Here is a 3,386-nt window from a genome sequence, read left to right on the forward strand (position 1 = left end):
GATTGAGAGCACCCATCGACTCTGCGGGCTTCGACAATCCCTTGACGAGAACGAACCCGCCGATCAGCGCCATAATMGTGCATAGGGACGCTGGCAGGAAGCCGGGCCCCATCATTGCCGGACTTCCGTATGTCAGGTCGCGCCCGGCCCATAGGCCAAGCGCTCCGAGCGAGATCATCAAAGTCCCTGCAAGTACGTCGGGAAGGTCTCCTCTTCGGGAGGGAGCCCGCGGGTTCATTGCTGCACCCATGGTGTTTCGTTCCATATTTTCTGGAAGCGGGCGAGGCGAGCCGGCATCGCCTTTTCCCAATCTGGACCGCTTAGGTACGCCAAGGGCAATGCTAGTTTTTCCGCCTGTTTCTGGAACTCTGGGTTGTCGATTGTTGCTTTCACGGCGGCAGCGAAGCGCTCGGAAATCTCTTCGGGTACTTGGCTCGGCGCTGCGATGCCACGTTCCGAAGTCATCTCAACGTCAAATCCCGATTCGATGGCTGTGGGAACATCCGACAGCTGCTTGGAGCGCTCGTTTCCGAATTGAGCAATCATCCGCAGGCCCGAAATGTCGTTTCCGGCAAACTCGCTGATATTGAGGCCGCCACCTGTAACCTGGGAGCCGAGAATTGCCGTGCGCGTCTCTCCTGCACCATTGAAAGGAATATGAGTAATCTGCACGCCAGCTACGGCTCCCAATATGATGATTGCCAGGTGATCGTCGGTTCCGATGCCCGATGAACCAAAAGACACAGCCCCAGGCTTGGCCTTTGCCGCGGCGACGAAGTCGCCAAGGGTCTTGATGTCGGAAGCTTCTGGGACAACGACTGCCGCGGGGTCGTCGACGATGCGCGCGATGGGCTTTATAGTCTTCGGATCATAGCCAAGTTTCCTTTGAACCTGCATCGAAAGAAAGCCCGGGGTATTGATGTAGGAGAACGTATACCCGTCCGGTTTTGCCTTCGCGAGAGCGGTGTAGGCGATTTCACCTGAAGCTCCAGGGCGGTTTTCTATTACGATGTCAGCTCCGAGTTCCTTCTCGAGGAAAGGCTCCATGGCACGAGCCATGACATCCGTGCTTCCGCCCGGTGCGAACGCAACTATCATTTGGATTGGTCTGTCATTCGGCCATTCCGCATGGGCGCTTCCCGCGGCCGCAAGGATCGTGCCAGCTGCCAGTACTGCAATTTTCGAAAGGTTCACTCTTAAGTTCCTCCCTGGAACGACGAGCGGGCCCGGCACCCGCCAAAAACACCTAACCGGGTTCTCCGCCCATGGCCGCGCTCAACTTGCGGGCAGCCGTACGGAGAATCTTCAGATTTCTGTTGATCGCGTCTTCGGTAAAGCGGGGTGTCGGCCCAGTTAAAGCCATTGAACCAAACAGTTTGCGACCGTCGCGATAAATTGGAACGGCAAGGCTCGCGACTTGTGGGTCGCGCTCACCGATCGTCGCGTGGTAGCCGCGTTCCCTGATCTCGTCATAGATATGCCCCGGTGTGCCTGAGAAGGCCAGAATGACACGCCCTGGAGCACCGCGGTCTAGCGGCAGGGCGTCTCCGACGCGCGCGGAGTGCCGGATCGATTGATTGGAATCGTGACGGTGAAGGCAAACACGCGAATCGCCTTCCCTGACATAAACGGCGGCGCTTTCGCCGCTCGCCTCGCTGATCTCAGCAAGGAGAGGCTCCAATACCGCCGAGGCCTTGAAAGTTGACTCATAGAGAGCTCCGAGGCGCGCGAGTTCGGGGCCGAGCCGCCAGCTGGCGTCATCGTTGCGCACCAGGATCGAAGATTTTGCCAATGAGCGGGCGATGCGCAGCACCGTGGACTTGTCCAGTTCTGTGCGGCGCGCGAGCTCGCCTAGCGTTAGCCCCGAATCAACGTCGGTAAACGCCCCAAGTATGGAAACTGCACGTTCGACGGCCGCTACTCCCGATGAATTGCCCGGCATGGGTTAACCTCCCTCAAAAGATGTGTAGGTTGTACTAGGTACAACACCTTTTCATTTAGTACAATACCGTATATTGAAGATTCGTCAATCGCAGCTGCAGTTTTGAGCAAAGGCGGTATTCTTGGGAGAGTTTTTATGAGTGAAATCAGTCATATGAAGGCCAGTGGAGATCTCGATCAGGATCCCTCGCGTCAGTGGGTTGTTTTGATCACTGGTGGAGAAATCGACACACGGGCCAACGAACTCCTCGAGAAAAGTTCCATCAGGTCAATCTACGCCGACGGCTATAGCGGATCCGAGAAGCTGGCCGAAATCGCTGCCAAGGAAACGGTAGACGCAATCCTGGTTCGCCAGGGAAATATTGACGCGAACGTCATAAATGCCTCTTCCTGCTTGCGTGTCATCGCAAAGCACGGCAGCGGCGTCGACAATATTGACCTTGCAGCTGCGAGCGCCCGCAATGTTCCCGTTCTTCGGGCTCTTGGTGCAAATGCTCAGTCTGTCGCAGAACTCGCTCTCACACTTTCTGTAAGCCTGATGAAAGACATATGCATCTTGAACAACACCGTGAAAAGCGGTGGTTGGCCGAAGACCAGGTACATCGGCCGCGACCTCGCAGGGGTCCGTTTTGGTGTCATCGGCTTTGGCGAAATCGGCAGGCGGACCGCAAAACTTGCACAAAGCATCGGAATGGAGGCACGGGCTTACGATCCGTACGCGAGCGGTGCGGACGGGATCTCTGTCACCCGCGACCTGAAAGAGATCCTTTCGCAGAGTGATGTGGTGAGCCTGCATTGCCCGCTTTCCTCGGAAACCCATCATCTCATCAATCATGAACGTCTCTCATGGATGAAATCCACAGCTTTTCTGGTCAACACAGCGCGTGGAGCTGTCGTTGATGAGAAGGCGTTATACGAGGCCCTGACCAATGGTGTCATCGCCGGGGCTGCGCTCGATAGTTTCGAGGAGGAGCCCCCCAGCAAGGACCATAGATTCTGGATGTTGCCAAACCTTTTAGCGACGCCGCACGTAGGTGGAGCCAGCCGTTCGGCCTTGCGGAATATGGCTTTGCAGAGCGCACAGAACATCATCGATGTCCTTAACGGCAAGGCATTCGACCGTCGCGCGTTGGCCAACCAGGACGTCAGCTGAAGCACGGTAGAGAAGCGGAAAATCCTATAAAATACAACATTCGGAGATAATAAGATGCTAGGCTTCAAAGTGTGTAAGCGGCAGCGCAAGGTTGACAGCAACTGGGTCAACAAATTTTCTGATTTGCCAGTAGCAAACGTAAGCGACGTGATGTCCCGCATGGCTGCTGGAGGCGCATCGCTACGCCCCTATTATCAGGGTGCGCGGATGGTGGGCCCAGCGATCACCGTTAAATCCCGCCCGGGCGACAATCTGATGGTACATAAGGCGCTGGATATCGCTGAGCCTGGCG

4 protein-coding genes are annotated in these 3,386 nt (G+C 56.3%); 2 read left to right on the forward strand and 2 right to left on the reverse strand.

What is annotated here, in order from left to right; genetic code table 11:
- Positions 1 to 234: 234 nt before the first annotated feature.
- Both ACXJ5O_RS22200 and ACXJ5O_RS22205 read right to left on the reverse strand, forming a co-directional pair.
- Positions 235 to 1,194, reverse strand: coding sequence for a Bug family tripartite tricarboxylate transporter substrate binding protein (locus ACXJ5O_RS22200; protein WP_457301785.1), 960 nt, complete (start codon positions 1,192 to 1,194; stop codon positions 235 to 237).
- A 52-nt stretch (positions 1,195 to 1,246) separates the two neighbouring features.
- Complete coding sequence (locus ACXJ5O_RS22205) at positions 1,247 to 1,942, reverse strand: IclR family transcriptional regulator (RefSeq protein ID WP_457301786.1); 696 nt, start codon at positions 1,940 to 1,942, stop codon at positions 1,247 to 1,249.
- 135 nt (positions 1,943 to 2,077) lie between these two features.
- Here ACXJ5O_RS22205 and ACXJ5O_RS22210 point away from each other — a divergent pair, with 135 nt between their 5' ends.
- Both ACXJ5O_RS22210 and ACXJ5O_RS22215 read left to right on the forward strand, forming a co-directional pair.
- Positions 2,078 to 3,094 (forward strand): hydroxyacid dehydrogenase, encoded by a 1,017-nt coding sequence (locus tag ACXJ5O_RS22210; protein WP_457301787.1) that lies wholly within the window; start codon positions 2,078 to 2,080, stop codon positions 3,092 to 3,094.
- 54 nt (positions 3,095 to 3,148) lie between these two features.
- Positions 3,149 to 3,386 (forward strand): RraA family protein (locus ACXJ5O_RS22215; RefSeq protein ID WP_457301788.1); only part of this gene is annotated, 238 nt, incomplete at its 3' end.

This window comes from Phyllobacterium sp. P5_D12, from assembly GCF_054049495.1.

Excerpts from the sequence above, each read along its gene's own strand:
- ACXJ5O_RS22210 (WP_457301787.1), top strand. The coding sequence starts at position 2,078 with ATGAGTGAAATCAGTCATATGAAGGCCAGTGGAGATCTCGATCAGGAT.
- ACXJ5O_RS22205 (WP_457301786.1), bottom strand. The coding sequence starts at position 1,942 with ATGCCGGGCAATTCATCGGGAGTAGCGGCCGTCGAACGTGCAGTTTCC.